Here is a 26,698-nt window from a genome sequence, read left to right as displayed (position 1 = left end):
TCTCAACCCGAGGACGGGCGGTCTTGTCGGCCGTCCGTCCTCACCCCGTCTGGCGCTTGGCGCCTGGGGGCTTCGATGGCAAACCGGCGCATCGCCGGCGGACCAGGCAGCGGCAGGAAGAGGCGTAGTGCGTATATTGCTGGTCGAGGACGAAGCCGAGTTGGCGAGCGCGATGCGGACGGTCCTGGAACGCGAAGGCTATGTCGTCGATCATGTCGCTGGCCTCGCCGACCTGCGCGAAGCGGCGCGGCTCGCCAACAGCGATGTCGTCCTGCTCGATCGCGCGCTGCCCGACGGGGACGGCGTCGAGGCGATCGCGGAACTCAGGCAATGGATCCCCGGCGTTCCGGTGATCGTGATAACCGCCCGCGCCGAGGTCGAGGATCGCGTCTCGGGCCTGGATCTCGGCGCCGACGATTATCTTGCCAAGCCGTTCGCGATGGAGGAACTCCTTGCCCGCATCCGCGCGATCCGGCGGCGGCCGGCCGCGTTGCCGCTCAACGAAGTGCAGGTGGGCGAACTGGTCTACGACATGGCGCATGACGAGGCGCTGGTACGCGGCGAGCGGCTCGATCTGCCGCGTCGTGAATTGCGGGTGCTCGCCGCGCTGATGCGGCGGCGGGGGCGAACGGTGCTGCGCACCGCGCTCGAGGATGCCGTCTACGGCTTCGACGACGAGATCCAGTCGAACACGCTCGATTCGCACATCTCGCGCCTGCGCCGTCGGCTTTCGGAAGCCGATGCGGAGGTTCAGATCCATACCATCCGCGGCGTCGGCTATCTGCTGCGCCATTGCCCATGAGCGCGTCGCGGCCGGTGCCGCTCAAGCGTCAGCTGGTCGTACGGCTGCTCGCCTTCCAGATCTCGATCCTGCTGGTCTTCAGCGCGGCGTTCGTCGCCTATCTCATCCGCGCCGACGACGGCGGCGCGCTGATCGATTCCAACTTCGCCGAAGTGGCGGTGCGGGCGATCCGGCGCGACGCCGACGGCCAGCTTCGCCTGGTGAAGACACGGGACCTCGAGGCCTTGCGGGCGAGCACGCCGGACATGTGGTTCGTGGCGCGGAGCGATCGCGGGGAACTGATCGCGTTCGGCAAGATGCCCGCGCTCTACCGGCCGATCGCGCACAATCTCGATCGCATCACCTTCGCCGATATCCGGGACACGTCTCCGCCGTTTCGCGACATCGCCGTGGTGCGTCGCGCGTCCGGGCCCGCCGGCGCGTTCACCGTGCTCGGCAAGGGCGGGCTGTTCAGCATGACCTTCGTCGTGCTCTTCCTGTCGAACCTGATGATGATCCCCGTGCTCAGCCTGTTGGCGGTGATCACGATCGTCGTCACGCCGCTGATCATCCGGCGCGCCTTTCGCCGGCTTTCCATCGCCGCCAGGCAAGCGGGGCGGATAGACATTGATCGGCGGGGCACCAGGCTGTCGCCGGAGGGGCTTCCGGCGGAAGTCGTGCCGCTGATCGAGTCGATGAACGGCGCGCTCTGCCGGCTCGACGAAGGCTATGACCGGCAGCAGCGCTTCATCGTCGATGCGGCGCACGAACTGCGCACGCCCATTGCGATATTGCAGGCCAAGATCGAGGCTTCGGCCGACGTCCCCCTGGTCTCGCGGCTGCAGCGCGACGTCGCCCGCCTGGCGACGCTGGCCGAACAACTGCTCGATCTGCAACGGCTGGAGCGCTTCGCCCCCCTTCGCGAGGGAGTGGACCTCGGCCAGATCGCGCGCGGCGTCGCCGCCGATATCGCGCCGCTGGTGATCACCGGGGGCGGCGATCTGGAGGTTGCCGATCTGGGCGGCAGGCCGGTGCGGGGGGATCCCGCCGCTATCGAGCGCATGCTGGCGAATCTCATCCAGAACGCAGTCGATCATGGCGGACGGAACGTGATCCTGCGCGTCCAGGGGGAGGCCATCGAAGTCGAGGACGATGGCCCGGGCATTCCCGTCGAGGAGCGTGACCGGGTGTTCGACCCCTTCCACAGGCTGCGCGCGCGCGAAACCGGCTCCGGCCTGGGCCTCAATCTCATCCGTCAGGTCATGACGCTGCATGGCGGCACGGCCCATGCGCTGGAAGCGCCGGCCGGCGGCACGATCATGCGGCTCGAATTCGTCGAGAGCACGCAAGGTTGACGCAAGCTTCGGACGGAAGACCCGGAGGCGAGTGATCGAACTTCCGGAGATTGCGCATGCCGTTTCGTTTCTTCGTCCCTGCCCCGCGGCAGGCCGCGCATGGGGCTGGCTGGCTGGCATTGGCGATGGCGCTGCAAGGATGCTCGGCGGACATCATGCGCGGCTATATCGGCCGCCCGCCCGAGGCGGTCATGGCGCGCTATGGCCCACCGGTAGACGTGCGCGATCTTCCCGACGGGCGCCGCGCCTATCAGTGGATGGAAGTCGAGACGACCACCAGCGGCGGTGCCGAGACGACCACGTACGAGCGGGGACGGCGGCGAACCGAGTATTCGCCGACGACCACCGAGCAGAAGCGCTGCTTCTATACCTTCTATGCCAACCGGACCTCCCGAGGCTGGCGGATCGACAGCTACCTGAACCCCGAGCTCGGCTGCTGACCCGGCCCGCGCCAGACTGACGCAATGTCGATCGGCTTTACTCGACCCGCGCCCGGCAAGGGTGCGTGTCGAGGAGTGAATGCCATGGTGGCGAGACTTGGCCGAACGGCCCTGATGTTTGGCGCGGCCGCCTATCTGGCGGCTGCCATGCCCGCCGCCGGGCTGCCGGCAGGTGCGCAGGAAGAGCGCCGCGGCGACTGGCAAGGCGATGGCGGTTGGGACCGGCCGCGTTGCGACTGGCGCGAGGGGCGCGACCGGATCCGGTGCGAACGGGATCAGGGGCGGTGGGAACGCGAGCGCGAGGATCGCTGGCGGCGCGAGGCGGAACGCAAGCGGCGCGACGATGCCCGGGCCAAGGGCGTGGTCACCGGCGTCATCGGAACCGCGCTGGTCGGTGGGCTGATCGTCGCGCTCGCCAGCGACAGCAAGAAGAAAAAGGCTCGCGAGCGCCAGCGTTACTGCATCGAACGCTATGGCAATTACGACGAGCGCAGCGACACGTATCGCGATCGCGACGGCCGCAGCTACCCCTGCACGTGACACCGACGAGACGGAGGCTGCAATGCCCTTCCTGATTCTGGCCGCGGCGCTGAGCGCGGCTGCCGGCCCCGTGGATTGCGCCGGCTATTATTACTTCGCCGATGGCCGCAGGATCGAGACGGTCACCCTGGATGCGCAAGGATCGGTCAAGAACCGCAAGCTGATGACCGTGCGCGCGGGGCAGGTCACACCGCGATCGGCCACGGCCCAGCTCACCACCCGCAGCCTCGACACCCGGGAGCCCGCCACCACCAGCGAGGCGCGCTGCGAAAATGGCGACCTGCTGCTCGACCTCACCGGCAGCCTGCCCAGCCAGAAGGAGGCTCTGTCGTCGCGCCGCCCCATCCTGCTCCGCTATCCCGGCGACATGCGGGTGGGCGACGCGCTCGAATCGCGGGTGGACTTCGATCTGGACGGAGAGACCAGGGGCAAGGCCATGAAGGTCAGGTTCAGCCTCGCGGATCGCCGGGTGCGTGCGTCCGAGGCGGTCGACACGCCGCAGGGACGCAAGCAGGCGTTCGTCATTCGCTCGACGCTCAACGTGTCCTTCCGCGTCATCGGCGTCGCGATCCCGATGCGGTACGAGCTTGTGGAGTTCTTCGTGCCCGGGCTGGGCGTGATGCGCACCGAGGCCGAGGAGAAGGGCAGGACGGTCGAGCGGTCCACGGTTCGCTTCCTGAATTGAACCGCGACGACGCCGGCGCAATGTTCACGCAATCCTGGTTCCGGACGGCGGTGCCGGCCGGGGGGCGCGCGGGAATGGATGACGATGAAGGGGGTGCATCGATGAAGACGGGCCTGTGGTACCTGCCGCGCCGGGGAGGCGGCGCAGTGGCGGCGATGCTGCTGCTGGTCGGGGCGCATCCGGCGCTGGCCCAGGCGCAGGCGGAAGCCGCCGTGCCGGCCGCCGAGCGCCGAGTGGCGATCACCTTCGACGACCTGCCCTATGTCCATGCATCGGCGCAGGGGGAAGCCGGCGGGAATCGCGCGGCGGCCGACGCCAATCGCGCCATCGTGGCGGCGCTGAAGCGGCAGCGCGTGCCCGCGACCGGCTTCGTCACGGAGCAGCATGTGCGTGCGCTGGGCGATGCGGGCCCCGCATTGCTCCGCGAGTGGAACCAGGGCCTGCTGGAACTCGGCAACCACGGTGCCAGCCATGCCGACAGCAACGGCCTGGACATCGACGGCATCGGCCGCGAAGTGATTGGCGGCGAGGCGACGATCCGGCCGATGGTCGAGGCGGCGGGCCGCAAGCTCCGGTTCTTCCGATTCCCCTATAATCATGTCGGCGACACGGCGGAGAAGCGGCAGGCTGCGGAAGCGCTGCTGGCACGCCATGGCTACCGGCTGGCGGCGGCGACGATCGACACGTCCGACTATGTGTTCGACCAGGCCTATGAGCGCGCGCTCAAGGGCGCGGACGACTGGATGCGCCGGCGGATCGAGGAAGCCTATCTCGCGCACAGCCGGACGCAGATCGCCTATTATGCCGCGCTCGATCGCGCCGCGCTGGGATATGAGCCGCCCGCGATCCTGCTGCTGCACCTGAACCGGCTGAACGCGGCGACCATGGACCGGCTGTTGCGCCTGATCCGCCAGCAGGACTATCGCTTCGTCTCGCTGGACGAGGCGCAGTCGGACCCCGCCTATCGGGAAGCGCCGCGGATCGCGACGAAATATGGCCCGATGTGGGGGTATCGCTGGGCGAAGGAGCGCCAGGTGAAGGTCGATGGCAGCAAGGAGCAGGAGCCGCCCGAATGGGTGGCGCGCTACGCGGAGGGCAAGTGACGGTTCAAGATGCACGATCGAGCCAGGCCGGTTCGCTCCATACCGCCCGGCTGACGCTGCGGCCGGCGCGCGCCGAAGACCTGGCCGCGCTGCATGCGATACTGAGCGATCCCGTGGCGACGGCCTATTGGTCGCATCCGCCCCATTCCGGCATCGGTGAGTCGGAGGAATGGCTGGCGGCGATGCTCGCCATCCAGCCCGGCGAGGGCGAGGACTTCATCGTCGAGCATGAAGGCGCGGTGATCGGCAAGGCCGGCTTCTATCGCTTCCCCGAGATCGGGCTGATCCTGCATCCGCGAAGCTGGGGCCGCGGTTTCGCGATCGAGGCGCTTGGCGCGGTGCTGGCGCACGGATTCGAGGTCCACGGACTGCCGGCCGTGACGGCCGATGTCGATCCGCGCAACGCCGCGTGCCTGCGCTTGCTGGACCGGCTCGGATTCCGCGAGACCGGCCGGCGCGAGCGGAGCCTGCTCGTCGGCGCGGAATGGTGCGACAGCGTCGACCTGCTGCTGGAACGCGACGCATTCTTCGTGGTGCAGCGGCTGGCCTGATGCTTCGCATGCTGCTGTCCGGATTGCTGCTGCTGACGGCCGGCTGCACCGCGACCACCTCCCTGGCGCAGCACCGCGACGCCGCTGCGGCCTATCTCCGCGCTACCGGTGCGCCGGGCGTGGTGATCGGCTGGAGCGAGGGCGATGGCCATCCGCGCGTCGCCGCGGCAGGCACCGCCAGCCTTGCTACCGGCGCGCCGGTCGACCGGCGCACGATCTTCCACATGGCCTCGGTGACCAAGCCGCTGGTCGCCGCGGCGATCCTGCAGCTCGCCGAGCGGGGGCGCCTCGATCTGGATGCGTCGCCGACCCGCTATCTGCCCTATTTCCGTCTGGCCGATCCCCGCTTCGCGCGGGTTACGATCCGGCAGATGCTCAATCACACGTCGGGGCTGCCCGATGTCGAGGATTATGAATGGGAGCACCCGCAGACCTCCGACGCGGCGCTCGAGCGCTGGGTGCGCGGCCTGGCCGGGCTGAAGCTGGTGAACGATCCCGGGGCGGCGGTGCAGTACAGTAACCTTGCCTATGACGTGCTCGGCGATGTCGTCGCCAAGGCAAGCGGCATGCCGTTCGAGCGCTATGTGCGCCGGCACGTGCTGGCGCCGCTCGGCATGCGGCACAGCACACTGCTGCTCTCCGAAGTCGATCGCCGCCACCTCGCGGCGCCGCACATGCCGGAAGGCGGGCAGGTGCGGGTGAGCGCGGTCTTCCCCTATAACCGTGTGCATGCGGGCAGCTCGACGCTCTATGCGGATGCGCCCGACATGCTGCGCTGGGCGCGCCATTGGGCGGCGGCCCCGGGAAGGGGAGGGCCGCGGCTGCTCTCGGATGCCGGCATCGCGGCGATGTTGCGGCCCAGCGCCGCCATCGACCGGCCGGACCGGGCGCAGTGGCGGCCGGCGATCGGCCTGGGCTGGTTCCTGCTGACGGTCGAGGGCCGTGCCATCGCCTTTCACATGGGGCAGGATGTGGGGTTCACCACCGGGATGATGGTCGAGCCGGGAACCGGCCGGGCCGTGGTGGCGATGAGCAACATCGCCACGGAAGAGGCCGGCGAGCGGATGTTCGACTTGTGCCTGACGACGATGGCCGCGATGCAGGCGCCGCCGCCGGCCACACGGTCCGGCCCCTATTCCGGAAGATGAGGCGCAGCATATGAAGCATTGGATGGCCAGGCGCATGATCCCCGCGCTTGCGATTGCCGGTCTTGCCGCCCAGCCCGTGGCGGCAAGGGACGTGACTCCGGCCGCGGCCAAGCTCGATGCCGCGATGGAGCGGTGGATGCCGGATATCGTGCGGGCGGAGAAGATCGGGGGCATCGGCATCGCAGTGATCCGCGACGGCCGCCTGATCTGGTCGGGCCATTATGGCGAGCAGGCGCCGGGCGTGCCGACCAGCGCGGACACGGCGTTCAACACCGCGTCGATCGCCAAGACGGTGACGGCGGAGACGCTGCTCGCGCTGGCGGCGGCGCGCCGGATCGATCTGGACGAGCCGATCGCCGGCTATGTCCGCTCGCCCGGCCTCGACGGCGATCCGCGCTACAAGCTGCTCACCACCCGCATCCTGCTCTCGCATCGCTCGGGCCTGCGCAACTGGGCCGACGACTATCCCGACGGCAGGCTCGCCTTCGACTGGGAACCCGGCACGCGCTATCGCTATTCGGGCGCCGGGATCGAGCTGGCCGCCCGCTACGCCCAGGCGAGGACCGGCATGACCTTGCGGGCGCTCGCCGCGGAAACCGTGCTGCGCCCCTGGGGCATCGCGCATATGGCGGTGGGCGAGCTGCCGGACTGGACCGCGGGACGCCTGGCGCTGCCCATGGGCGCGGACGGCCGGTTCCTCGATCTCGCATCGCTGTATCCGGGGCTTCGGGAAGGGACGGGGCTTGGGGCCGCCTATGACCTGATCGCGACGACCGGCGCCTATGGCGCGTTCCTCGAGCGCCTGATCGCCGCATCGCGGCCGGGATCGCGGCCGGAATCGGGGACGCGCGATATCCGCGAGAAGATCGTGACCCCGCTCGCCGGCGACGCGCGCTATGGTTGCGAACCCCGTTTCACCCGGCGCTGCCCGGATCGCTATGGCTATGCCTTTGGGTGGCAGGTGCAGCGCTATGGCCGCCACACCGTGCTCCAGCATACGGGCAATGACGAGGGCGAAACCGATCTCGTCTATTTCTCGCCCGATCGGCGCACCGGTGCGGCGATCTTCGTCAACGGCGCGAACGGATGGGTGCCGATCGTCCGTGCCCTCGAGATCATCGGCGACGAGCCGGAACTCGCTGGCTATTATCGCGGACTGGTCGAGAAGCTGCTGCAACGGCGCCTCGAAGCCTTGCCCCGGAAGGCCGGTGCCGGCCGCGGTTCACCCGGCTGACGGCGGCGCCGGATAGAGCGCGTTCCCGGAACCCGTCGCGCCATCTCGCCCGCATGAGGGCGAGGTGACGGGCGACGCTGCGCGCCCATGCGAAGCCATCGTCGACCGATGTCTTTTCAGAAAATTTACGCTTTGCTTTCGAAGTGCTTACGCACAGCGGACGGATCGTGCGCCATAGTTGCCCATCGGCAGGCCCAAAGGGCCGCGGACTTGAAAAAGGGGTAACTTCGTGCACTTCAGGAACACATTGCGCGCCACGGCCGCGCTTTCGGTGCTTGTGCTCGCCACCGTCCAGGCGCCGGTCGCCCTGGCGCAGGATCGAACCGACGCCGGCCGGCCCGGCACCCAGGCCAATCCCGGCGAAGCGCCAACGGTGGAGAGCGGGGACCAGATCGTCGTCACCGGCTCGCTGATCCGGCGCACCGACACGGAAACGCCGTCGCCGGTCACCGTGCTCTCGGCCGAGACGCTGGAGCAGCGCGGCCTCAACACCGTCACCGAGGCGCTGCAGCGCCTGTCGGCCGGCAATGCCGGCACGATCACCCAGGGCTGGAATGCGAGCGCCAATTTCGCGGCGGGTGCCAGCGCGATCTCGCTGCGCGGCCTCACCGTGCAGGCGACGCTGACGCTGTTCGACGGCCTGCGCATGGCGCCCTATCCGCTCGCGGACGACGGCCAGCGCAACTTCGTCGACATGAACACCATCCCGAACGCGATCATCGAGCGCATCGACGTGCTGAAGGACGGCGCTTCCTCCACCTATGGCGCGGATGCCGTCGCCGGCGTGATCAACGTGATCACGAAGAAGGAGATCAAGGGCCTGCACGCCAATGTCTCGGCCGGCATCTCGCAGCGCGGCGACGCGGGCGAGCGACGCGCCGACCTGACCTGGGGCTATGGCGACCTCAACGACCAGGGCTTCAACTTCTACGTCGGCGGCGAGTATCTGAAGCAAAATCCGCTCTGGGCGCGAGACCGCGGCTATCCGTTCAACACGACGGACTGGAGCCGCATCTGCAATGCCGGCGGCGCCTGCATGAAGAACAACAACTGGAACGGCATCAATGTCGACGGTTCGGTGAACGGCATGATCGCCACGCCCAATGTCGCGCTGGTTCGCCCGGTGACGACTCCCGGCGCGGCGATCGGTGCGGGGCGTTTTTCCTATCTCAACAATTCGGTCGATTGCGGGCGGGCCACGCGCCGCCAGTTGACCGCAGCCCAGATCGCGAAGCTGGCCACGGCCCCCGCGAACGGCATCGTCTGCGAAGGCAATCCGACGGACTATGCGATGCTGCTGCCGGACGTGGAGCGCTTCGGCGTGTCCAGCCGCTTCACCGCCAATATCGGTGACTCGCACCAGTTCTACGCACAGGCGAACTATTACAAGACATCCACCCACGCGACGTCCACGCCGAAGCAGTTCAACTATTTCATGCCGGACCCCACCACCGTGGGGAATTATTATGTGATCATGCCGGTCTATGTCTGCGCGAGCGGCGTCGGCACGCCCAACGGGCTGAAAACCGGCTGCACTGCCGCCAACGGCACGCTCAACCCGCAGAACCCCTTCGCCGCCGCCGGCCAGACCGCGCAGGTCCTGTTCCGCTCGGACCGTCCGCGCGCCGACGACACGGTCTCGCGGACGCTGCGCGGCACGATCGGGCTGTCCGGCCAGATTGCCGGCTTCGACTATTCGGCGAGCTTCGTCGCCGCCAATTCGAAGCTCACCCGCACCCAGATCAACTATCTGATCCCCCAGCGGATCATGGACGTGCTGGCCCGCGGCACGTTCAACTTCACCAATCCGTCCGCGAACCCGCAGAGCGTCTGGGACTATATCGCGCCGGAAAGGAGCACGGTTTCGAACTCGGACCTGTGGCAGGCGACGGCGAACCTGTCGCGGCACGTCATCGACCTGCCGGGCGGCGGCGTGGATGCGGCCGGCGGCCTTTCCTATCGCTATGAATCGATCATCGCGCCCAGCGCCAATCCGGGCAACGATGCCCATCCCTGGGAGCGCTATTACGACATCAACGCAGTCGGCACCTCGGGCAGCCGCAAGGTCTTCTCGGCCTTTGGCGAAGTCCAGGCGAGCGCGCTGGACAAGATCGAGCTGAACCTCTCGGGCCGTTACGACTCCTATTCGACCGGCCAGAAGAACTTCTCGCCCAAGGTCGGCGCCAAGTTCACGCCGATCCGTGCCCTTGCGGTGCGCGGCACCTGGTCGAAGGGCTTCCGCATCCCGAGCTTCAACGAGGCCTTCGGCCTGCCGACCACTGGCTTCGTCACGCGCGGCGGCGGCACCTTCTGCCAGACCTATGCGGCGTTCTGCGCCGCGCACGGCAACAACGCCTATGTGACCCAGCAATTCTCCCTGGGCCTGACCAATGTGGGCAATCCCGCGCTGCGTCCGGAGAAGTCGGAGAGCATCACCGCCGGCCTGATCTTCGAGCCGATCCGCGGCCTGAGCTTCACGCTCGATTTCTGGCGGATCAAGGTCAAGGACCAGATCGTCGGCGTGAACAACACGGCGCCGGTGCTCGACGCCTATTATCGCAACAACGGCGTGGTGAACATTCCGGGCTTCACCGTCCGCCCCGGCCCGGTGGATCCGGCCAATCCCAACGCGCTGCCGCATATCGGGACCATCCAGGCGTCCTATACCAATGCCAACAACCAGGTCGTCCAGGGTATCGATGCCGGCTTCAACGCGAACCTGAAGCTGGCCGAGGGCGTGCGCTGGATCAGCGCGTTCGAGGCATCGTATCTCGACAAGAACCACCTCACGCTGGTCGATCCGATCACCGGCGAGGCGCAGCCGCCGCAGCGCTACGAGGGCACGCTCAGCCCCTGCAACAACACGTCGTGCTCGGGTTCGCCGCGCTGGCGGGCGAGCTGGCAGAACACGCTCAAGCTCGGCGACACCAGCGTGACGGCGACGGCCTATTACACGGCCGGCTATCACGTCTCGCAGGTCGATATGGGCGCGACGCCGTTCGACTGCGCGAGTGCCGTGGAGCATGGCGCGGCGACTTATGGCGACGGCACGCCGGTGCAGTGCCGTTCGAAGGATATCTGGAACGTCGACCTGACGATCCAGCACCGGATCAACGACAATTTCTCGCTGTCGCTGAACGTGCTCAACCTGCTCGACACCAAGCCGCCCTTCGATCCGAACGCCGCCTACAGCATCTTCGGCTACAACCCGGCCTGGGCCGGCCCCAACATCATGGGCCGCTATTTCCGCGTCGGAGCGAAGGTGGACTTCTGATCCAGTCGAACGAGCCCCGAGGCGATGGCCGATTGCAACTTCGTGCAGCGTCTCTTTGATCCTGAGGCGGCCCTTGCGGGTCGCCTCCTTTGTATAAACTAATTGATTCATGAATGAAGATTGACAGGCCGGCCTTGGTCATGCTGTGTCTTCGCATGCGGCGCGGAGACCGCGTGGGAGAGAAGACGTGCCATTCGTTCGGAGCAACGGCGCAAGCATCCATTGGGAAGCGGAGGGCAGCGGCACGCCGGTGCTGCTGATCATGGGCCATCTCTACAGTTCGCGGATGTGGTATCCGCTGCTGCCGGCGCTGACGCGGAACCACCGCGCGATCTGGTTCGACAATCGCGGCACCGGCGAGAGCGACACCACGCCCGGCGTCACCATCGCGCAGTTCGCCGCCGATGCGCTGGCGGTGCTGGAGGCGGCCGGCGAGACGGGCGCGCATGTCTATGGCGTCTCGATGGGCGGCGGCATCGCGGCCGAGTTCGCGATGGCATATCCCGAGCGCACCCGCTCGGTGACGCTCGGCTGCACCATGCTCAAGACCGAGCAGACCGAGATCAAGGGCGCCCAGAAGCTGATCTACCGCCTGCCGCGCTGGCTGGTCCGGGCGATGTTCAAGCGGGCCAAGCCGGAGGCCTATGGCAGCGCCGCCCCGCGCGACGCGGCGCTGCACGATATCGGCGTGCTCTCCAGGGACCGCTTCACCATGGCCGGCGTGCGCGCCCAGGCCCAGGCGATCGCGGCCTATGCCACCACGCGCGAACGGGCGCAGGCGCGGCTGACCATGCCGGTGCTCGTGCTGCACGGCGACGAGGACAAGGCCGTGCCGGTGGAGAAGGGGCGCGAGCTGCACGCGATGCTGCCCGACAGCAGATATGTCGAGTTCAAGGGCGCCGGGCACAATTATCTCGTCGCGAACAACGAAGCGTCGACCAGCGCTTTCCTCGACTTCATCGACGGCGTCGATGCCGCCGGGGGCGCCGCATGATGCCGCGCGCGCGCATCGCCGGCGTCGGCATGATCCCCTTCGCCAAGCCCGGCCGCAGCGAGGATTGGGACGTGATGGCCGAGCAGGCGATCCGCCTGGCGCTCGCCGATGCGGGGATCGAATATCGGCAGGTCCAGCAGGCCTATGCCGGCTATGTCTATGCCGATTCCACCGCCGGCCAGTCGGCGCTCTACCGAGTGGGCTGCACCGGCATCCCGGTCGTCAACGTCAACAACAACTGCTCCACCGGATCGACGGCGCTGTTCCTGGCGCGCCAGGCGATCGAGAGCGGCGTCGCCGAGTGCGTGCTGGCCTTCGGCTTCGAACAGATGCTGCCGGGCGCGCTCGGGGCGGTGTTCACGGATCGCAAGCGCTCGCTCGACCATCATCTGAGCCGCCAGGAAGCGCTGCTCGGCCGGGACGAGGGCGCGCCGCTGGTCGCGCAGCAGTTCGGCGGCGCGGGCCTCGATTATCAGAGCCGGTACGGCGCGCCCGACGACGTGTTCGGCATGATCGCGGTGAAGGCCCGCGCGCATGCGGCGCACAACCCGCTGGCGCTGTTCCGCGATCCGCTGACGCTCGACGAAGTGATGGCCTCCGCGCATCTCCATGGGCCGCTCACCCGCTTCCAGGCCTGCCCGCCCACGTGCGGCGCGGCGGCGGCGGTGCTCGTCTCGCCGGCCTTTGCGGCGAGGCACGGGCTGGACGCGGGCGTGGAGATCGTCGCCCAAGCGATGACCACCGACTATGCCGAGACCTTCGCGACCGGATCGATGATGAGCGTCGTCGGCTATGAGATGACGCGCGAGGCGGCGCGCATGACCTATGACCAGGCCGGCATCGGTCCCGACGACATCCAGGCGATCGAGCTGCACGACTGCTTCACCGCCAACGAGCTGATCAGCTACGAGGCGCTCGGCCTGTGCGCGGAAGGCGGGGCGGAGGCCTATATTCGCGACGGCGGCAACAGCTATGGCGGGCGCCACGTGACCAACCCCTCGGGCGGGTTGCTGTCGAAGGGCCATCCGCTCGGCGCCACCGGCCTCGCCCAATGCCATGAGCTGGTCCAGCAGTTGCGCGGCACGGCGGACCGGCGCCAGGTCGAAGGCATGCGCTTCGGGCTGCAGCACAATCTCGGCCTGGGCGGCGCCTGCGTGGTGACGCTCTACGGCCGCGCGTGATGCGCGCGCTCGAAGGCAAGGTCGCGATCGTCACGGGATCGGGGCGGGGGATCGGGCGGGCAGTCGCGCTGAAGCTGGCGTCGCAGGGCGCGGCGGTGGTGGTCAACGATCTCGACGCGGCGCCCGCGCTGGCGGTGATCGAGGAGATCCGCGCCGCCGGCGGGCGGGCGATCGCCTGCAACGGCAGCGTCACCGCGCCCGATTTCGGGGAGCGCATCGTCCAGGCCGCGCTCGACGGGCTTGGCGGGCTCGACATCATCGTCAACAATGCCGGCTACACGCGCGACGGCGTGATCCACAAGCAGAGCGACGAGCAGTTCCAGGCGATGCTCGACGTGCACGTCACCGCGCCGTTCCGCATCCTGCGCGCCGCCGCCGAGCCGTGGCGGGCCATGGCCAAGGCGGAAGCGGCGGAGGGGCGCGAAGTGATCCGCAAGGTGGTCAACATCTCGTCGATCTCGGGCGTCAACGGCAATGCCGGCCAGGTCAACTATGCCTCGGCCAAGTCCGCCGTGATCGGCATGACCAGGACGCTCGCCAAGGAATGGGGCCGCCTGAAGGTCTGCGTGAACTGCGTCGCCTTCGGCTTCATCGAGACGCGGCTGAACTTGCCCAGCGATCACCCCGACGCCGGGGCGGAGATCGAGGGCCGGCAGCTCCGGTTCGGCGTGCCCGCCGGTTTCCGCGACACCGTGACCGCGCAGATCCCGCTCGGCCGCCCCGGCACGCCCGAGGAAGCGGCGGGCGGCGTCTATTTCTTCTGTGCGCCGGAAAGCGACTATGTCAGTGGGCAGACCCTGCTCGTCGCCGGTGGGCTGGGAAACTGATGGGAGCAAGAGCATGACCGGAACGCGCCACCTCGTCGATCCGGAGCTGCTCGACCTGCTCGAGCTCTGGCCGGCGGTTACGCTGGACGAGAGCCTGTTGCCGCTGGTGCGCGCGCCGGGACGGATACCGCTGGGCGAAGTCGAGAATCCGGAGCGTGTCGACAAGCGCGCGCTGACCGCGCCCGGTCGCGACGGCGCTCCCGACGTGCCGATGCTGCTCTATCGGCCCGCGGGGAGCGCGGGCACGGTGCTGCCCTGCATCTATCACATCCATGGCGGCGGCTATGTCGGCGGCGCGGCCGTCACGCTCGAGCCGGTCCACCGGCACATGGTCGAAATACTGGGCTGTGCGCTGGTCAGCGTCGATTACCGGCTTGCGCCCGAGACGCCGTTCCCGGGGCCGCTCGAGGATTGCTATGCCGGCCTCGCCTGGCTCCATGCGCATGCGGCCGAGCTCGAGATCGATCCGGCGCGGATCGGCATTCGTGGCGAGAGCGCCGGCGGCGGGCTGGCCGCCGCACTGGCGCTGCTCGTCCGCGATCGCGGCGATTTCACCATTGCCTTCCAGCAGCTCATCTATCCGATGCTCGACGACCGGACCTGCACGGCCGAGCCCAATCCCCATGCCGGCGAGTTCATCTGGAATTCGGGCAGCAATCGCTTCGGCTGGCGCAGCTATCTGGGGACCGAGCCGGGCGGGGAGGGCATCCCGCCCTATGCCGCCGCGGCGCGTGCGGAGGACCTTGCCGGCCTGCCGCCGGCCTTTCTCTCCTCGGGCACGCTCGATCTCTTCATCGACGAGGACCTGGCCTATGCCGCGCGCCTGATCCGGGCGGGCGTGCCCACCGAGCTGCACGTCTATCCGGGCGGCTTCCACGGCTTCAACGTCCACAAGACGGCGGGCGTGTCGGTCCGCTCCAACCGCGATGCCGATGACTGGCTGAAGCGGCATTTGAAGGGCGGCTAGGCCCGAGCCCAACCTGTTCCCCCTGTTCGCCGTCCCCGCCCTCGCGGGGACGGCGAACAGGGGCAGGCGGGGCCTGGCCGGGCATCAGGCCTCCGCCGGGATCATCTTCGCGTTCGGATCGCGCGCGACTTGCTGGGGTGCGTTGCGCATCGCGATCCAGAAGCCGGCCAGCGACATCGCACCGGTCACCACGCCCATGATCGCCACCGCTTCGCCCAGGCCCCATTTGCCCGTGCTGAAGGTCGAGAGCCAGACGACGAGCGGCGGGGCGACGCCCGCGCCGACCATCGTGCCGGCAATCTTCATGCCTGCCAGCGTCACGGCGCGGTCCTCGTTCGGGATCAGCACCGCGATCGCCGCCGAGGAGACTAGGTTGACGATCGTCCCGCCCACCAGCAGCGCGAACAGCGTCCAGGCAAAGCCGGTGACGGTCGGCATGATCGAAAAGGCGCCTGCCGGAATGGTCAGCGCCGTTGCGATCGCAGCGGGCAGCAGGATGGCGCCGCGCATCTTGAGCTTGCCCGCCGCGTCCGCGGCGAAGCCGCCGATGATCGATCCGATGATGCCCGATCCCAGGATCACGGCACCCACCCAGCCGCCGAACGAACCGGGCGCCTGGCCATATTGGCGGATGAGCAGCGATCCCATCCAGATCGCCGCTGCGCCCTCGGCCATGCCGCCGGTCAACTGCCCGGCGAGCAGCGGGCCCAGGAACTTGCGACGCCGCCAGAAGGCGTCCATCGCCAGGCGCAGCGAAACGCTGGTCTGCTCCACTTCGTAGCGCGGCGGCTCCTTGATGAGGAAGAGCGGCAGCACCGCGAGCGCCGCGCCGACGCCCACCAGCAGATGGACTTCGCGCCACGGCGTCATGCCGAGCAGGCCGGCACCCGGATGGCTGGTCAGATAGCCGAACAGCGAGCCGCCGATCGCAAACGCCGCCGCCGCGCCGGCCCAGGCGCCGATCGACACCAGCAGCATCGAGCGTCCGCGCCGATCGGGCATGCAGACATCGGCGAGGAGGGAGATCAGCACCGGGAGCGCCGTGCCCGCGCCGATCCCGGCGATCAGCCGCGCGGCGAACAGCCCGGCGAAGTTCGGGGCGAAGGCGGTGCCGATCGTCCCGATCGCCCAGAAGGAGGCGAGAATGATCAGCAGGCGCGTGCGCGTGCTGTGATCCACCAGCCAGGCGATCGGCAACGACAGCAGCGCGATCGGGATCGCGGTCGCCCCGCCCGCGAGCAGGCCGATGTCGAGATCGGTGAGGTGCAACTCGGCCTTCACCGCTTCCTGCAAGGGGCTGAGCAGCCCGCCCACGGTCAGCGCGGAGAACAGCGTGAGCGTCAGCAGCCAGATGACGCCCCATTTGGTCGGGCGGATCGCGGCCGAGGGCGGCGCGGAAGGTGAGGCTTCGGCCGCATCGGCCGCGTCGGTCGGTTGGAGCACGATCGTTCCTTTGGTCGGCGATCGGCTGCCGGGCGACGCGCGCCGCCCGGCAGCGCGTCGGTCAGAGGTTGAAGAAATGGTCCCAGATATAGGGGGCGACGTCGATCGGCGCCTTGTCGGGATTGCTGCCCAGCTCGGTATAGCCGTTGTAGAGGACGTGCCCGCCATTCGCGATCGACACCAGCCCGGTGCGCACGCCGCCGTTGCAGTTGCGATATTCCTCGAACCGCGAACCGGCATAATGCGATCCGTCGGGAAGCTGCTCGCGATACAGGTCGTCGCTGCAGCCCAGGATCCGCTTCCAGGCGGCGAGGCTGGCGCGCGCGCCCTGCACGCCCAGCGGAATGCCGGCCAGGTCGTTGGGCAGCCCCAGCGGCGCGGTGTTGCCGTCATAGCTGATCGTCGTGTCGGCGGTGCCGGCGATTTCCCACATGCCGATCGGCCGGGCCGGGCTGCACGTCTCGCGGTTGAGCGGATAGGAGACCGAGACCGCGGCGCGGATCAGGTCCGCCGCTTCGCAGGCCATGCGCTGCGCCATCCCGCCGCCGTTCGAGATGCCGGTCACGAACACGCGGTCGCCGTCGATATTGGCATAGGCCTTCATCGCGGCGATGATCGCGCGGTTGAAGCTGACGTCGTCGATGTTGAGCGCGTCGCCCAGGAAACAGCAGCCATAGGCGTTCCACGACAGGCTCACCCCGTTCGGCCACACGGCGATGAAGCCGCGCCTGTCGGATTCGGCGAGCTGGCCGGACCATTGCCGCTCGTTGCTCGCGTCCTTGCTGAAGCCGTGGAAGTCGAGCAGCAGCGGCACCGCCGTCCGGCCGGTATAGCTGGCGGGAACATGCACCAGATAGTTGCGCAGCAGCCCCTTGTGCAGCGTCGTGATCGAATAGTCCCCGGGCGTGAAGCAGATGCCCGTGCAGGGCGTCGCTGCCGCGGGACTGGCGAAGCATGCGGTGGCGAATGCCAGAAGCAGCGCGGCCCAAGACAGCCGGAAACGCGAAAGACGTGCCTTCATTGCAGTTTCTCCTCTCCTGTTGGTTCTGTTCTTCCTTCCGTCGCCCGGCTCAGCGCGGGGGCGGCGGCGGTAGCGGCTTCAGGCCGCCATCGTCCTCGAGCTCGGCGGGAAGCGGGGGATCGGTGAAGTCCTTGCGCACCTGCATCTTCGCGGGCGGCGCCTGTGCCGGTGCGGTCGGCGCCGCGTTCGGCAGCCGCTCGATGTGATCTGCGGTGCGCAGCCCGGCGATTGGCGTGGCGACGGGGGAGGGCGTGGCCGCCACGCTTGGCGTCGGCACGATCACTGCGCCCTCCTTCGGCTCGCTCCGGTCGCAGCCGGCGAGTGCGAGCATCAGCAGCCAGGGCATGGCGCTTCGGCGCGCGGCGAGGCGCGGTCGTCCAGCCTTCATCGGCACTCTCCCATCGGCGCCGTGTTTCCGGCGCTCGCAGGGCTGCATATCAGTGCGCAAACAAATTCACTAGAAAATAAATGAAGATTGACAGGGGATCGGAGCCGGTGCCATCCAAGGGGAGAGAAAAAGACACAGGTTTTGGAGAGCGTTGGCATGCATGAGGGGCAGCTCCGGGCGGGGGGTGCGCGGGAACTGGAGCGGTTGCAGCCCTATGAGCTGACGCTCGACAAGTTCCTCGCGCACGCCGCCAAATGGCATCCGCAGGGGCAGGTGGTCACCGGCGGCGGGGTTGGCGGCCCGGTTGCGCGGATCGACTATGCGGCGTTGCGGGAGCGCAGCACCTTGCTCTCGGGGGCCTTCGCCGCGCTCGGCATCGCGCGGGGCGACCGCATCGCCACGCTCGCCTGGAACAGCCAGGGCCATATGGAATGCTGGTATGCGGCGTTCGGCATGGGGGTGAGCTGCCACACGCTCAACCCGCGCCTGGGCGTCGCGCAGCTTGCCGACATGGTGCGCCAGGCGGGCGACCGACTGCTCGCTGCCAGCCCCGACCAGGGCGCGGTGGTCGAGGAACTGGTGCGGCTGTGCCCGGGCATCGTGCAGGTGCTGATCCTGGACGAGCCCGGTGCCGATTTCCCGCTGCCCGATTGCGGCGCGGTGCCGGTACGGACACTGCAGGAGTTGCTCGCCGAGCACGGCAAGGCGCTGGACTGGGGCGGCTTTTCCGAGCGCGAGGAAGCGGGCCTCTGCTTCACCTCGGGCACGACCGGCGCGCCCAAGGGCGTGCCCTACAGCCATCGCTGCAACTATCTGGTCACGCTCTCGCTGCTGCAGAGCGATGTGATGGGGATCAATGCGGGCGATTCGATCCTCGCCGCCGTGCCGATGTTCCACGCCAATGGCTGGGGCCTGCCCTTCGCCGCGCCGGCTTCGGGCGCGCGGCTGGTGTTCTCGGGTTGTCACAATGACGGCGCGAGCCTGGCCGCGCTGATCCGCAGCGAGGGCGTCACGCTGGCGGTGGGCGTGCCGACCGTGTGGCTCGGGCTGATCGAGCATCTCGAGCAGACCGGCACGGCGCTGCCCACGCTCCGGCGCGTGCTGCTCGGCGGCTCCGGCGTGCCCCAGGCGCTGATCGACCGGATCGAGTCGCGCCTCGGCGTCCGCGTCCAGACCAGCTGGGGCATGACCGAGCTCGCACCGCTCGGCACCGTGACTCCGCCGGGCAATGCCGGCCGGGCCAGCATCGCCGGCCGCCCGCCGCTGGGCGTCGACCTGCGGCTGGTCGATGCCGAGGGCGGCGAGCTTGCAGCCCAGCGCGGCGTGGAGGGGCATCTCCAGGTCCGCGGATCGGGCACCGTCCATTGCTATTTCGGCCAGGAGACTCCGGCGACCGACGCCCAGGGCTGGTTCGACACCGGCGATCTCGCGACGATCGACGCCGAGGGCAATCTCGCGATCACCGGCCGTACCAAGGACCTGATCAAGTCGGGCGGCGAATGGATCAACCCGGGCGAGATCGAAGCGATCGTCGGCGGCCTGCCGGGGGTATCGCTGGTCGCGGTGATCGGGCGGGCGCATGCCAAATGGACCGAGCGCCCGGTGCTGGTGATCGAAGCGGAGGGGCAGGGCGCGACCGACGCGGAGATCCGCGCCGCGCTCGACGGCGCCGTCCCGCGCTGGTGGATGCCCGATGCGATCGAGCGCGTGGAGCGCATGCCCCTCGCGATGACCGGCAAGATCGACAAGCAGGCGCTGCGCCGCCGCTTCGGGACGGATCCCGCCGCGGCTGCCTGATTATGATCTTGATTTATGAATCAATGAATGTTCAACTTGATTCGTGAGTCAGTAAGTTGAGTCGCAACGCCACCTCGCAAAGAGGGGCGCTCTTGGGAGGATAGCATGAAGGCCTTTTGCTGGCTGACGGTTTCTGCCGTCGCATTGATGAGCGCGGGCGCCGCGCAGGCGCAGACCGCCGCCACCACCACCGATCCCGCGCCGGCCGCCCAGGCGGATGCGCCCGTCGACCATTCGAGCGAGATCGTCGTCACCGCCGAGCGCCGCTCGACCAGCCTGCAGCGCACCGGCGTCGCCGCCACCGTGCTGACCGGCGACGACCTGGTGAAGAAGAGCGTCAACGGCGTGGAGCAGCTCCAGTTCGCCACGCCCTCGCTCACCGTCAACACCACCGGCCAGGGCAATGCGTTCAACATTCGCGGCATCGGCAAGACCGAGCAGACCAGCGCCATCGGCGTCGGCGTCGTCACCTATCGCGACGGCGTCGCCACGCTGCCGGGCTATTTCCAGTCCGAGCCCTATTACGACATCGCCAGCGTCGAGGTGCTGCGCGGCCCGCAGGGCACGTTCGCGGGCGGCAATGCCACTGGCGGCGCAGTGTTCATCACCGAAGTGAACCCGTCGACCGACATGGTGAAGGGCTATGCGCTTGCCCAGTACGGCAATTACAACGACATCAAGCTCCAGGGCGCAGTCAACCTGCCGGCGAGCGATACGCTGGCATTCCGCTTCGCCGGCAACATGGAACGGCGCGACACCTTCTACAATGTGAGCGGCCCCTGGACCGGCAACCCCGGCAACCGTCGCGACTATAGCGGTCGCGCCAGCATGCTCTGGCAGCCCAGCGCGAACTTCCGCGTGCTGCTGAAGGGCGACTATAACAACATCGAATATGGCGGCCTGCCCGCCGGCCCGGCGACCGCCACCGGCGATCCGCTCAACGTCGCCAACAACACCTATCTGAACGGGCGCGACGAGTTCGGCCGCATCGTGCTCAACATGGCCTATACCACCGATGGCGGCGTGACCCTGCGCTCGATCAGCGGCTATCAGCGCGGCACCACCCAGATCGACTATGATTCGGACGGCACCGCCAACGCGCCCAGCCTGGCCGCGCCGCAGACCGCGTTCCACGACAAGATCAGCGAGGAGATCTGGTCGCAGGAATTCAACATCGTCTCGCCCGACACCGGCCCCTTCACCTGGGTGCTCGGCGGCTATTGGCAGAGCGACAAGATCATCATTCCCAAGGGCGGCTATTTCAGCGACGTGACGCCCAACCTGTTCCCGGTGCTGATCGACGTGGCGATCGAAGGCACCAATCCCAAGTCCGCGCTCGCTGCGTTCGGCCAGGTCGGCTACGAGCTGACCAAGGGATTGCAGCTCACCGTCGGCGCGCGCTGGTCGCGCACCACGTCGCGCAACGACGCGGTGTCGACCACGCCCCAATATCCGCCGCTCCAGCTCGCCCAGCACGACTTCACTGCCGACAAGAAGCTGAACGGCAAGGTGGCGCTCAACTGGACGGTCGATGCCAGCAACTTCCTCTATGCCTTTGTCGCGACGGGCAGCAAGGCGGGCGGGCTCAATGGCCCGAACCTGGTCGGCGCGCCGCCCCGCGCCTTCGCCGCCGAGGACGTGACCGATTACGAGATCGGCTGGAAGGGCACCTTCATGGGCGGCCGCCTGCGCACGCAGCTCGGCGGCTATTACAACGAGTATAAGGGCTTCCAGGTCAACATCGTCGATCCAACGACGCCCAGCATCTCGTCGATCTACAATGTGCCCGGCAAGACCAAGCTCTATGGCGTCGAATTCTCGGCCCAGGGCAATTTCGATGCCTTCTCGTTCGACCTGTCGGGCTCGGTCTCGAATTCGGAGCTCGGCAACTTCCATGCCGCCGATTCCCGGCTCGGCGCCGCGCCTGCCGTCTGCAACCCGGCGACCGGCCCGACCACGGCGCGTTGCCTCGACCTGACCGGCAACGAGCAGGCCTATGCGCCGAAGTTCACGCTGAGCGCCGGTGCGCAATATACCATCGCGCTGGGCGGCGACGCGACGCTGACCCCGCGGGTCGACTATGCGCATATCGGCGCGGTGTGGGGTACGCTGTTCCAGAACGTCGCCCGCGGCGACCGGATCGGCGCGCGCGACATCGTCAACGCGCAATTGACGCTCGCGACCGGCCCCTGGTCGATCGCCGCCTATTCGACCAACCTGACCGACGCGCATTATGTCGCGGCGATCAACGGCAATCGCCGCCTCGCCGGCGCGCCGCGCCAATATGGCCTGCGCGTCAGCCGCACCTTCTGATCCCGTGCCCGCGGGCCGGCGCCGGCCGGTCCGCGGGGCGGCATTTGCATCCGGGACCAAGATAGACAAAAGCCATGGATCAGGCGGGCCTTTCTTCTTCGGCAATTGCTGGCGGCAGGGGCGCGTCGATCGATGGAGCGACAATGACCGAAGCCAAGCCCAAGCGGCGCACCAAGGCGCAGCAGCGCGCCGAGACGCTGGAAGTGATCCTCGACGCGGCGGAATATCTCTTCTCGCAGCGCGGGCTCTATGGCGTGACGCTGAAGGACGTGGCGCAGCAGGCGGACGTCCACACCTCGCTCCTCCATTATTATTTCGACGACAAGAAGGCGATGTTCGACGCCGTCTTCGCCCGTCGCGCTCATGTGACGGCGGACAAGCGCATGGCGGCGCTCGATCGCTATGCCGGCGAATGCCGCGGCAAGCCGACGGTGGAGGGGGCGCTGCGCGCGTTCCTCGACACCGATCTCGATCTCTACATCCAGGGCGGCGAGGGCTGGCGCAACTTCGCCGGCCTGGGCGCCCAGGTGGCGATGGCGCCGGTCTGGGGCGCCAAGCTGTTCGACGAGCATTTCGATCCGGTCGTGCTCAAGCTGATCGGGCTGCTCAAGCAGGCGCTGCCGGAATGCCCGGAAGAGGATATTTTCTGGGGCTATCATTTCGTCACCGGCGCGCTGGTGATGACCCTGGCCCGCACCGGCCGCATCGACCAACTGTCCCAGGGGCTGTGCAAGTCCGAGGATTTTCCCGCGGTGAAGGCGCGCATGGCGCGCTTCCTGGCGTTCGGCTTCGAAGGCATTTGTCGCGACCGTGCCGAGGCCCGGGCGGCGGCGGCCGGCTGACCCCATGGGGTTCCCCGTTCGCGCCCGTTGTCGCCGAGCGAGGATGGCGGCGCCGACGCATGCGGATGTTCTTGTGAGGTGAATATGGAGGCGTCCGCCGCCCGATCGGCGCGCCTCCGAAACTGAAGAGGGCTGGATCATGAGCGAATTCGTCAGTGCCTGGCGGATACGGGATTTTGCGCCCGGCGAAGGCGGGCCCGCCGGCGCCGCGCACGGGCAGGGCGCGGGCTGGATCCCCGCCGATGCGCCCGGCGACACCTATCGCGCGCTGATCGAGGCGGGCCGGCTCGCCGATCCCTATGCCGGGCGGAACGAGGCGGCCGCGGCCTGGGTGCGCGACCGCGAATGGTGGTGGCATGCGCGGATCGAGATCGGCGGCGATGACGCGCTGGTGTTCGAAGGTCTCGACACCTTTGCCGACATCCATCTGGACGGAGTGCCGATCGGCAGCGCCGACAACATGTTCCGCAGCTGGCGCTTCGACCTGTCCGGGCATGCGCCCGGCACGCACGATCTCGGCATCCGCTTCCACCCCACCGCCGCGAAGGTCGCCGGCGCGCCGCTGCCCGTCTGGCCGGTCTTCACCGATCGGATCAGCCGCTCGCGCCGCACGCTGATGCGCAAGGCGCAGTTCGGCTGGGGCTGGGACTGGGGGCCCGACCTGCCGACCATCGGCATCTGGAAGCCGGCGCGCATCGAGCCCCGGCGCGCGGCGACGCTCCGCAGCCTGAACTTCACGACGCGCTCGATCGCGGGGGCAGCGGAAGTCACGGTCGATCTCGATCTCTCCGGGCCTGTCGACGTCGCCGTCGAACTGCTCGACCCCGCTGGCATTTCCGTCGCCCGCGCGTCCCGGCACGGTTCGGGCCCGGTCGCGATGACGGTGCCCGACCCCCAGCTCTGGTGGACTGCCGAGCTGGGCGCACAGCCGCTCTACACGCTGGTCGCGACCATCGACGGGCAGGCGATCCGCCACCGTGTCGGCATCCGCACCATCGCGATCGACCAGTCGCCGGATCCCGACGAGCCGGGCACCAGCTTCTTCCGCTTCGTGCTCAACGGCGTCCCGATCTTCGCCAAGGGCGCCAACTGGGTGCCCGCGAGTTCCTTCGTCGGCGCGATCCCGGATGCCAGTTATCGCGACCTGCTCGATCGCGCGGTCGGCGCCAACATGAACATGATCCGCGTCTGGGGCGGCGGCATCTACGAGCACGACATCTTCTATGCGGAGTGCGACCGGCTCGGCCTGCTGGTGTGGCAGGATTTCATGTTCGCCTGCGCGCCCTATCCGGACGACGATCCCGCCTTTGTCGAGAATGTCCGTGCCGAAGTGGTCGAGCAGGTGTCGCGCCTGCGCCACCATGCCTGCCTGGCGCTCTGGTGCGGCAACAACGAGAATCAGGGCATCCAGTTCTTCGCCGACCACGCCGCCGGCACCGCCACGCCGCTGGCCGGGCTGAAATTCTACGACGAACTGATTCCCGGCATTCTCGCCGATCTCGATCCCGCCACGCCCTATTGGCCGAGCAGCCCCTGGGGCGGCCCGAGCCCCAATTCCATGCGCGGCGGCGACGTCCACAACTGGACGGTGTGGCACGGCATCCCGCTGGTGCCGGACACCGATGCGATGGGCGGCAACGACAGCTCGCCCGAAGGCGTCGCCTTCACGCGCTATGCCGAGGACATGGCCCGCTTCGTCAGCGAGTTCGGCATCCAGGGCGCGCCCGATATCGGCACGCTCGAGCGCTGGATGGCGCCCGAGGACCTGGTGCTGGGCAGCCAGGGATTTCTCGATCGGATCAAGGACGTGGCCGACAAGGCGAGCGCGATGATGGCGCCGGTCACCGGCCTGCCGGCGACGCTTGCCGATTATGTCGATTTCACCATGCTCACCCAGGCCGAGGGGCTGAAGTTCGGCATCGAGCATTATCGCCGCCGCAAGCCGCATTGTTCGGGCGCGCTGATCTGGCAGCACAATGATTGCTGGCCCTGCGTGAGCTGGAGCCTGATCGACCATGACGGTGTCGCCAAATCGGCATGGTACGCCACCCGCCGCGCCTTCGCGCCGGTGCTGGCGTCGTTCCGGCTGGACGGCGATGCTGCGGAGCTGTGGATCACCAATGACGGGCTCGCGCCGGTCCGCGACATCGCCGTCATCGCGCTGGCGCGGCTGGCCGGCGGCGCCGAGCGGGAGGAGCGGGTGCCGTTCGAAGCGGCGGCGAATGGCAGCGCCTGTATCTGGCGGGGCCCTGCCGCGCATTCCGCGGCGCATGCGCTGACGGTGCGCAGTGCCGGCGGGGCGTTCCCCGCGAACCGGACGCTCCTTGCGCCGGTGAAGGATCTGGCGCTGGCGCCCGATCCCGGGCTGCGGGTGCGCTGCGAGCCGATGGGCGCCGGGCTGCGCATCGGCATCGCGGCGGAACGCTATGCGCTCGCCGTCCGGCTCCGCTCGGACGATCCGGCGCTGCGCTTCAGCGACAATCATTTCGACCTGGCGGGGGGCGAGGAGCGCATCGTCACGATCACGCGCGCCGGCGGCGGCGAAATACGCTCCGAAGCGATCCGGGTCTCCAGCTGGAACGGGCGCAACTGATGGAGCGGGTCGCCCCGGAGCAGGTCGGCCTCGCCGCCGGCGGGCTCGATGCCGTCGATGCCGCGATACAGGCGCGGATCGATGCGGGCGTGGTCGCCGGCGCGGTCACGCTCACGCTGCGCCATGGCCGGATCGCGCGCATCCGCAGCCTGGGCCTGGACGACATCGAAGCCGGCACGCCGCTCGCCGAGGACGCGATCTTCCGCATCTTCTCGATGACCAAGCCGATCACCGCCACGGCGATGATGATCCTGCACGACCAGGGCTTGTGGCGGCCTGAGGATCCCATCGCGCGCCACCTCCCCGAACTGGCCGATCTCCAGGTGCTGGCGGGAGAGGATGGCCGCGTCGCGCCCGATCATCCGCCGACCATGGCCGAACTGATGACGCACCGTGCCGGCTTCGCCTATGGCCTGCCGCTCGGCGAGCCGAAGGACCGGATCGAGGCGCTGTACCGGCAGGCGCGCATCCTCGGCGCCGCGGATCTGGACGAGATGGTCGCCCGGCTGGCGACGGTGCCGCTCGCGCACCAGCCCGGGACCTTGTGGCGCTACAGCCTGTCGATGGACGTGCAGGGGGCGATCGTCGAGCGGCTGAGCGGCCAGCGCCTGGCCGACTTCATGCGCACGCGCATCTTCGAGCCGCTGGGCATGGTCGATACCGGCTTCTTCGTGCCGCCGGAGCGGCGCCATCGCCTCGCCAGCCTCTATTTCAAGCCGCTGGACGGACCGCTGGAGAAGCTCGCGGTCAATCCGATGCGCCCGGATCCGGAGCGCGAGCCCGGCCTCGCCATGGGGGGTGCCGGGCTCTATTCGACGGCGCTCGACTATGCCCGCTATGCGCAGATGCTGCTGAACGGCGGAACGCTGGCGGGGCGCCGGATCGTCAGTGCCGCGGGCGTGCGCGCGCAGATGACCAACCGCCTGCCCGACGCGCTGCTCGAGACGCGCTTCGTCGCCGGGCACCAGAAGTTCCGGCCCGGCTTCGGCTATGGCTATAACGGCGTGGTCTTCACCGATCCCGCCCTTGCCGGGGTGCCGGTGGGGCGCGGCACCTATCATTGGGACGGCGCCGCGGGCACCTGGTTCTGGGTCGACCCCGAGAACGATCTCGCGTTCGTGGGGATGATACAGCTCCTGTCCTATGCGGCGCCGCCGCTGCAGGAGATCACCCAGACGCTGATGGCGGGCGCGCTCGGCGCCTGAAGCGGTGGAGGCGGGG

The 26,698-nt window shown here is 68.5% G+C and carries 22 protein-coding genes; 19 read left to right on the top strand and 3 right to left on the bottom strand.

Annotated features, from left to right (window positions below; all coding sequences use genetic code 11):
• The first annotated feature begins 127 nt into the window (after nucleotides 1-127).
• The 14 genes from FHR20_RS18605 (at nucleotide 128) to FHR20_RS18540 (ending at nucleotide 15,080) form a co-directional block, all read left to right on the top strand.
• On the top strand, nucleotides 128-802 hold the full coding sequence (locus FHR20_RS18605; protein ID WP_167301103.1) for a response regulator: 675 nt from the start codon (nucleotides 128-130) through the stop codon (nucleotides 800-802).
• A complete protein-coding gene (locus FHR20_RS18600; protein WP_167301102.1) occupies nucleotides 799-2,136 on the top strand; it encodes a sensor histidine kinase in 1,338 nt (445 codons plus the stop codon). Before FHR20_RS18605 ends, FHR20_RS18600 begins: the two co-directional genes overlap by 4 nt.
• A gap of 56 nt (nucleotides 2,137-2,192) precedes the next feature.
• Nucleotides 2,193-2,576 carry a hypothetical protein gene (locus FHR20_RS18595; protein ID WP_167301101.1) on the top strand — a complete coding sequence of 128 codons (384 nt, stop codon included), beginning with the start codon at nucleotides 2,193-2,195 and terminating at the stop codon, nucleotides 2,574-2,576.
• 84 nt (nucleotides 2,577-2,660) lie between these two features.
• Nucleotides 2,661-3,116, top strand: a complete 456-nt coding sequence (locus FHR20_RS18590; RefSeq protein WP_167301100.1) for a BA14K family protein — start codon at nucleotides 2,661-2,663, stop codon at nucleotides 3,114-3,116.
• A 22-nt stretch (nucleotides 3,117-3,138) separates the two neighbouring features.
• The gene (locus FHR20_RS18585; protein WP_167301099.1) at nucleotides 3,139-3,801 is read left to right on the top strand and encodes a TapB family protein; all 663 of its coding nucleotides are present in this window, start codon (nucleotides 3,139-3,141) and stop codon (nucleotides 3,799-3,801) included.
• A 101-nt stretch (nucleotides 3,802-3,902) separates the two neighbouring features.
• Nucleotides 3,903-4,904 (top strand): polysaccharide deacetylase family protein, encoded by a 1,002-nt coding sequence (locus FHR20_RS18580; protein WP_167301098.1) that lies wholly within the window; start codon nucleotides 3,903-3,905, stop codon nucleotides 4,902-4,904.
• The gene (locus FHR20_RS18575; protein WP_341786480.1) at nucleotides 4,901-5,455 is read left to right on the top strand and encodes a GNAT family N-acetyltransferase; all 555 of its coding nucleotides are present in this window, start codon (nucleotides 4,901-4,903) and stop codon (nucleotides 5,453-5,455) included. The genes FHR20_RS18580 and FHR20_RS18575 overlap by 4 nt, the downstream gene beginning before the upstream one ends.
• Complete coding sequence (locus tag FHR20_RS18570; protein ID WP_167301096.1) at nucleotides 5,455-6,603, top strand: serine hydrolase domain-containing protein; 1,149 nt, start codon at nucleotides 5,455-5,457, stop codon at nucleotides 6,601-6,603. Before FHR20_RS18575 ends, FHR20_RS18570 begins: the two co-directional genes overlap by 1 nt.
• A gap of 10 nt (nucleotides 6,604-6,613) precedes the next feature.
• Nucleotides 6,614-7,837: a serine hydrolase domain-containing protein gene (locus FHR20_RS18565; RefSeq protein ID WP_167301095.1), complete on the top strand. Its 1,224-nt coding sequence runs from the start codon at nucleotides 6,614-6,616 to the stop codon at nucleotides 7,835-7,837.
• A 229-nt stretch (nucleotides 7,838-8,066) separates the two neighbouring features.
• Nucleotides 8,067-11,111 (top strand): TonB-dependent receptor domain-containing protein, encoded by a 3,045-nt coding sequence (locus FHR20_RS18560; RefSeq protein ID WP_167301094.1) that lies wholly within the window; start codon nucleotides 8,067-8,069, stop codon nucleotides 11,109-11,111.
• A gap of 187 nt (nucleotides 11,112-11,298) precedes the next feature.
• Nucleotides 11,299-12,105 (top strand): alpha/beta fold hydrolase, encoded by an 807-nt coding sequence (locus FHR20_RS18555; RefSeq protein ID WP_167301093.1) that lies wholly within the window; start codon nucleotides 11,299-11,301, stop codon nucleotides 12,103-12,105.
• Nucleotides 12,102-13,286: a lipid-transfer protein gene (locus tag FHR20_RS18550; protein WP_243857625.1), complete on the top strand. Its 1,185-nt coding sequence runs from the start codon at nucleotides 12,102-12,104 to the stop codon at nucleotides 13,284-13,286. Before FHR20_RS18555 ends, FHR20_RS18550 begins: the two co-directional genes overlap by 4 nt.
• A complete protein-coding gene (locus FHR20_RS18545) occupies nucleotides 13,286-14,113 on the top strand; it encodes an SDR family NAD(P)-dependent oxidoreductase (RefSeq protein ID WP_208413742.1) in 828 nt (275 codons plus the stop codon). Before FHR20_RS18550 ends, FHR20_RS18545 begins: the two co-directional genes overlap by 1 nt.
• A 13-nt stretch (nucleotides 14,114-14,126) precedes the next feature.
• On the top strand, nucleotides 14,127-15,080 hold the full coding sequence (locus tag FHR20_RS18540) for an alpha/beta hydrolase (RefSeq protein ID WP_167301091.1): 954 nt from the start codon (nucleotides 14,127-14,129) through the stop codon (nucleotides 15,078-15,080).
• An 84-nt stretch (nucleotides 15,081-15,164) separates the two neighbouring features.
• Here the strand turns inward: FHR20_RS18540 and FHR20_RS18535 are convergent, their stop codons facing one another.
• The 3 genes from FHR20_RS18535 to FHR20_RS18525 all read right to left on the bottom strand — a co-directional run bounded on the left by FHR20_RS18535 (nucleotide 15,165) and on the right by FHR20_RS18525 (nucleotide 17,932).
• Nucleotides 15,165-16,523, bottom strand: coding sequence for an MFS transporter (locus FHR20_RS18535; RefSeq protein WP_167301090.1), 1,359 nt, complete (start codon nucleotides 16,521-16,523; stop codon nucleotides 15,165-15,167).
• Between the two features lie 61 nt (nucleotides 16,524-16,584).
• Entirely contained in the window at nucleotides 16,585-17,544 is a 960-nt protein-coding gene (locus FHR20_RS18530) for a CE1 family esterase (protein ID WP_167301089.1), read from the bottom strand.
• A 49-nt stretch (nucleotides 17,545-17,593) separates the two neighbouring features.
• Entirely contained in the window at nucleotides 17,594-17,932 is a 339-nt protein-coding gene (locus FHR20_RS18525) for a hypothetical protein (protein WP_167301088.1), read from the bottom strand.
• A gap of 156 nt (nucleotides 17,933-18,088) precedes the next feature.
• On the opposite strand from FHR20_RS18525, the gene FHR20_RS18520 reads away from it, so the two are divergent.
• The 5 genes from FHR20_RS18520 to FHR20_RS18500 all read left to right on the top strand — a co-directional run bounded on the left by FHR20_RS18520 (nucleotide 18,089) and on the right by FHR20_RS18500 (nucleotide 26,682).
• Nucleotides 18,089-19,729 (top strand): AMP-binding protein, encoded by a 1,641-nt coding sequence (locus FHR20_RS18520; RefSeq protein WP_167301087.1) that lies wholly within the window; start codon nucleotides 18,089-18,091, stop codon nucleotides 19,727-19,729.
• A 105-nt stretch (nucleotides 19,730-19,834) separates the two neighbouring features.
• Nucleotides 19,835-22,042 carry a TonB-dependent receptor gene (locus tag FHR20_RS18515; protein ID WP_167301086.1) on the top strand — a complete coding sequence of 736 codons (2,208 nt, stop codon included), beginning with the start codon at nucleotides 19,835-19,837 and terminating at the stop codon, nucleotides 22,040-22,042.
• Nucleotides 22,043-22,185: 143 nt separating this feature from the next.
• Nucleotides 22,186-22,884: a TetR/AcrR family transcriptional regulator gene (locus FHR20_RS18510; RefSeq protein ID WP_137863127.1), complete on the top strand. Its 699-nt coding sequence runs from the start codon at nucleotides 22,186-22,188 to the stop codon at nucleotides 22,882-22,884.
• A 139-nt stretch (nucleotides 22,885-23,023) separates the two neighbouring features.
• Complete coding sequence (locus FHR20_RS18505) at nucleotides 23,024-25,477, top strand: beta-mannosidase (RefSeq protein WP_167301085.1); 2,454 nt, start codon at nucleotides 23,024-23,026, stop codon at nucleotides 25,475-25,477.
• The gene (locus FHR20_RS18500; protein WP_167301084.1) at nucleotides 25,477-26,682 is read left to right on the top strand and encodes a serine hydrolase domain-containing protein; all 1,206 of its coding nucleotides are present in this window, start codon (nucleotides 25,477-25,479) and stop codon (nucleotides 26,680-26,682) included. The genes FHR20_RS18505 and FHR20_RS18500 overlap by 1 nt, the downstream gene beginning before the upstream one ends.
• The last annotated feature ends 16 nt before the right edge of the window (nucleotides 26,683-26,698 follow it).

This window comes from Sphingomonas leidyi, from assembly GCF_011761945.1.
Classification (GTDB): domain Bacteria; phylum Pseudomonadota; class Alphaproteobacteria; order Sphingomonadales; family Sphingomonadaceae; genus Sphingomonas; species Sphingomonas leidyi.
This window is presented reverse-complemented; position numbering and strand designations above follow the sequence as displayed.

What these genes read in the sequence shown, in the direction of transcription:
- FHR20_RS18595 (WP_167301101.1), top strand. Translation starts at nt 2,193, where the DNA reads ATGCCGTTTCGTTTCTTCGTCCCTGCCCCGCGGCAGGCCGCGCATGGG.
- FHR20_RS18515 (WP_167301086.1), top strand. Translation starts at nt 19,835, where the DNA reads ATGAAGGCCTTTTGCTGGCTGACGGTTTCTGCCGTCGCATTGATGAGC.
- FHR20_RS18500 (WP_167301084.1), top strand. Translation starts at nt 25,477, where the DNA reads ATGGAGCGGGTCGCCCCGGAGCAGGTCGGCCTCGCCGCCGGCGGGCTC.
- FHR20_RS18525 (WP_167301088.1), bottom strand. Translation starts at nt 17,932, where the DNA reads ATGAAGGCTGGACGACCGCGCCTCGCCGCGCGCCGAAGCGCCATGCCC.
- FHR20_RS18540 (WP_167301091.1), top strand. Translation starts at nt 14,127, where the DNA reads ATGACCGGAACGCGCCACCTCGTCGATCCGGAGCTGCTCGACCTGCTC.
- FHR20_RS18570 (WP_167301096.1), top strand. Translation starts at nt 5,455, where the DNA reads ATGCTTCGCATGCTGCTGTCCGGATTGCTGCTGCTGACGGCCGGCTGC.
- FHR20_RS18520 (WP_167301087.1), top strand. Translation starts at nt 18,089, where the DNA reads ATGCATGAGGGGCAGCTCCGGGCGGGGGGTGCGCGGGAACTGGAGCGG.
- FHR20_RS18590 (WP_167301100.1), top strand. Translation starts at nt 2,661, where the DNA reads ATGGTGGCGAGACTTGGCCGAACGGCCCTGATGTTTGGCGCGGCCGCC.
- FHR20_RS18505 (WP_167301085.1), top strand. Translation starts at nt 23,024, where the DNA reads ATGAGCGAATTCGTCAGTGCCTGGCGGATACGGGATTTTGCGCCCGGC.
- FHR20_RS18510 (WP_137863127.1), top strand. Translation starts at nt 22,186, where the DNA reads ATGACCGAAGCCAAGCCCAAGCGGCGCACCAAGGCGCAGCAGCGCGCC.
- FHR20_RS18565 (WP_167301095.1), top strand. Translation starts at nt 6,614, where the DNA reads ATGAAGCATTGGATGGCCAGGCGCATGATCCCCGCGCTTGCGATTGCC.
- FHR20_RS18550 (WP_243857625.1), top strand. Translation starts at nt 12,102, where the DNA reads ATGATGCCGCGCGCGCGCATCGCCGGCGTCGGCATGATCCCCTTCGCC.
- FHR20_RS18585 (WP_167301099.1), top strand. Translation starts at nt 3,139, where the DNA reads ATGCCCTTCCTGATTCTGGCCGCGGCGCTGAGCGCGGCTGCCGGCCCC.
- FHR20_RS18600 (WP_167301102.1), top strand. Translation starts at nt 799, where the DNA reads ATGAGCGCGTCGCGGCCGGTGCCGCTCAAGCGTCAGCTGGTCGTACGG.
- FHR20_RS18580 (WP_167301098.1), top strand. Translation starts at nt 3,903, where the DNA reads ATGAAGACGGGCCTGTGGTACCTGCCGCGCCGGGGAGGCGGCGCAGTG.
- FHR20_RS18545 (WP_208413742.1), top strand. Translation starts at nt 13,286, where the DNA reads ATGCGCGCGCTCGAAGGCAAGGTCGCGATCGTCACGGGATCGGGGCGG.
- FHR20_RS18530 (WP_167301089.1), bottom strand. Translation starts at nt 17,544, where the DNA reads ATGAAGGCACGTCTTTCGCGTTTCCGGCTGTCTTGGGCCGCGCTGCTT.